This window comes from Paracidovorax citrulli (genome assembly GCF_900100305.1).
Classification (GTDB): Bacteria; Pseudomonadota; Gammaproteobacteria; order Burkholderiales; family Burkholderiaceae_C; genus Paracidovorax; species Paracidovorax citrulli.
Genome location: NZ_FNEY01000062.1, coordinates 1 through 3,353, shown reverse-complemented (window position 1 = coordinate 3,353; position 3,353 = coordinate 1). Strand labels below are relative to the sequence as shown.

General features: G+C 60.1%; 3 protein-coding genes. All 3 read left to right on the top strand.

Translation table 11 applies throughout. The features are described 5' to 3' along the window. Positions 1-152 precede the first annotated feature (152 nt). The 3 genes from BLR99_RS22055 (at position 153) to BLR99_RS22045 (ending at position 3,278) form a co-directional block, all read left to right on the top strand. On the top strand, positions 153-803 hold the full coding sequence (locus BLR99_RS22055) for a ribonuclease T2 family protein (protein ID WP_233427256.1): 651 nt from the start codon (positions 153-155) through the stop codon (positions 801-803). A 280-nt stretch (positions 804-1,083) separates the two neighbouring features. Beyond that, the gene (locus BLR99_RS22050) at positions 1,084-3,009 is read left to right on the top strand and encodes an ATP-dependent nuclease (protein ID WP_011796258.1); all 1,926 of its coding nucleotides are present in this window, start codon (positions 1,084-1,086) and stop codon (positions 3,007-3,009) included. After that, positions 3,009-3,278, top strand: coding sequence for an AAA family ATPase (locus tag BLR99_RS22045; RefSeq protein ID WP_211481592.1), 270 nt, complete (start codon positions 3,009-3,011; stop codon positions 3,276-3,278). Before BLR99_RS22050 ends, BLR99_RS22045 begins: the two co-directional genes overlap by 1 nt. Positions 3,279-3,353 lie beyond the last annotated feature (75 nt).

Here is a 3,353-nt window from a genome sequence, read left to right as displayed (position 1 = left end):
TCATCCGGTGTCCTGTCCTGAGTTGCTGGGGCCTGGTAACCACAGCTTCCCAGGTCGGGCCTGGATGAACAACCTATTGAGACATCACACCTAGCTCCGCGCAGGAGGTATGCGCAGTCCCGGGCACGGTATCGCCCGCCCCTCCCCGCCCGGTGGACCACGCCAATCCCCGGGCTCCCACGGACTACCTGGCGCTGGTGCTGTCCTGGTCCCCCGAACACTGCGAAAGCCAGCGCAACAAGACCGGGGCGGCGAAGGACCGGCATGCCTTCCAGTGCTTTTCCGGCAACCGGTTCGAATGGGTGGTGCACGGCCTGTGGCCGCAGAACGGCAAGGCCCGGTCCGTGGACGACCATCCGCGCAATTGCCAGCCCACCCCCGCCGCCCTGCCCGCGCCGCTGGTGCGGCAATACCTCTGCATGATGCCTGGCACCGATCTGATGCAGAACGAGTGGCAGGCGCATGGCACCTGCGGCTGGGCATCGGCAGATCGATATTTCGCGGATATCCAGCGCGTGTATGGCGCACTGCGCAGGCCCACCACGGCGCAGATGGTGCCGGGCGGAACCAGCGCGGGGCCGAACCAGTTGCTGGATACCCGGGTTGCGGACGTGAAGCTGGCCTTTCTGGCACTCAATCCTCAACTGCAGGCGGAGAACCTGCGGGTGAATGTGGCTTCCGGCAATCGGCTGAAGGAAATTTGGATTTGCCTGGACAAGGGGTTAAAGCCTATGGTCTGCCCTGTGGGAGGGACGCCGGATGGGCAGAGGATTCGACTGAGGACACCGGGGCAGCAGGGATGATGGCGGGAGCATTCTTCGCTTGGTTGCTAGGTTGTCCGCACTCCATAGCAAACCCAATTGATGCAAAGAACTGTGTATGGCAACTGCGGCTTTGTAGCGGGAGCGGGCCGTTCGCCGTGCGACCTAGGATGTACGCTGCAGCGAGGACCGTTCATTCAGCCATTCTGACCTGAACGACTTTAATAACCATGAGAAAACATGTCACGCGCGCACGTGACGTTTGAGTTGCGGGCACTGAAAACTTCCGCAACAAGAGCCATAGACCCAAAAGGGAGATTCAATGCAGGTAGCCCGTATCGAGATCCACAACTTTCGCGGAATAAGGGAAGCCACGCTGGACCTCGTTCAACATGCCGTGCTGCTAGGCGACAACAACACCGGGAAGACAACGGTATTGGAAGCGATGGACCTCGTTCTTGGACCGGACCGACTTAATCGCACGCCGCCAGTAGACGAACACGATTTCTTTCTTGGCCGGTATCTACCTGAGTCTTCGGTGGGAGCCGAGGAAGACAAAGCTGATGAAGAAGTAGTTGACCACCCTGGAGATATCCAACAGGTTGCAGAGGGACAGGTTCCGGAACAGGGCATCCCGGTCGCAGGGGAGCAAACTGAGGGTGCGGGAGCACCTGCCGGCGAACCGGAGGTGCCAGCGCCCCAAATCCGAATTGGAGTCACCATCGCTAACCTGTCGGAAGAACAGCAGGGGCGCTTTGGCGACTACATCGAGTTCTGGGACAGCAAGGAGAAGAAGCTGTATCAGGACCCGGCTCCCGAAGGTGTTGACGCAGCGACCGTCTCGCCGGCCTTGCGCGTCACGTTCATCGGGCAATACGACCCCGAGGAGGACGACTTTGAGGGCAAGACCTTCTACACGGTGACCCTTTCTGATGGCGCCCCCGTGCCCTTCACGAAGAAGGACAAACAGGTGTGCGGATTGCTATACCTACGCTCAGTGCGAACGGGCTCCAGGACGTTGAGCCTAGAGCGCGGCAGCTTGTTGGACATCATCCTCCGCCTCAAGGAAGTTCGGCCCCAGATGTGGGAGGATGCCATCGGCCGAATCTCGGCGATCTCCGTAGCCGAAGACCCCAGCCTGGGCATCTCCGGTGTGCTGGAGAGTATCAATACCGCATTGAAGAAATACGTGCCTAAGGAGTGGGGGATCGAGCCACATCTGAAGGTGTCGAACCTCACGCGCGAGCATCTGCGTAAGGTAATCACGGCGTTCATCGCCACCGGCGACGGCACGCACGCAGCCCCCTTCTACCGTCAAGGCACAGGGACGATAAACATGTTGGTATTGGCGATGCTCTCGCAGATCGCCGAAGACAAGCAGAACGTCATCTTTGCGATGGAGGAGCCCGAGACGGCGATCCCTCCTTACGCACAGAAGCGCATCATTCACGAGGTTCGCAAGCTCGCATCGCAAACGCTATTCACTTCGCACTCGCCTTATGTGCTGGAGGAGTTCTCGCTGCCGGAGACCATCATCTTGTCGAGAGACGGCTCCGGGTCATTGAAGCAAAGCGGCGTCACGCTTCCCGACAGCGTGAAACTTAAGCGGTACAGACAGGAGTTCAGGACTCGGTTCTGCGAGGGCCTTTTGGCGCGCCGCATTCTGATCGCGGAGGGTGCGACCGAGGCTTCCGCTTTCCCCGCAGCTTGCCGTCGCTTGGCCGAACTGAACCCGGCCGTCTATGCCTCGCTCGAATCGCTGGGCGTCTGCGTCGTAGACGCCGGCGGCGAGGGGAGCATTCCGGACATGGCCAAGATGTACCGGAGCATCGGCAAGCGCACCTTCGCATTGTGCGACCTGCAATCACCCGAAGCCCAAGCGCTGATCAAAGCCCAGGTCGAGCATATGTTCATGCACGGCGAAAAGGGCATCGAAAACCTGGTACTCAAGAACACATCCAAGGCGGCGCTGGATCGTTTCTCGGATCTGCTTGATTGGCCTCAGGACCTGCTGGAAAAGTTCAAGGATCCGAAGGCTGACGTAGTCAACGCATTGATGGCCTACTTTGCGAAAAAGAAGGGAGACATGGGGATCGCCGAGTTCATCGCCCAATGTGATGAGGCCGAAGTCCCCCAGTGGATCAGGGAAGCCTGCGTGCACCTTAAGGCTCTGTGCCAGCCGACGGCTGCGGCGCCCGCTGTAGCCACTGTGGTCGCGGCACTTGCGGCGGACCCGGGCGCCGCTTGATGAAACTCACCGATAAGCAGAAGGACGTCCTCGAGACCTCCGGCCACCTGTTGGTGACGGGCGGGCCGGGCTCGGGGAAGACGACGATCTCGATTCTGAAAGCTGCCGAAGTAGCCGTGGCCGCGCGACCGGGACAGGAGATCCTGTTTCTGAGTTTCGCCCGCGCGACCATCAGTCGCGTGATGGAAGCCATCGAGAACGAGCACGACATTCCTCGGCATATCCGTGCCCGGATCACGGTGGAGACGTATCCCCCCGCGTCAGAATAGTTGTCGCCTCGATAGGACTCCGGTGTTCGGAGTTCATGAAGGTAGTAGGAGGCTGTGTAGTTGTGGTCGAAGGTC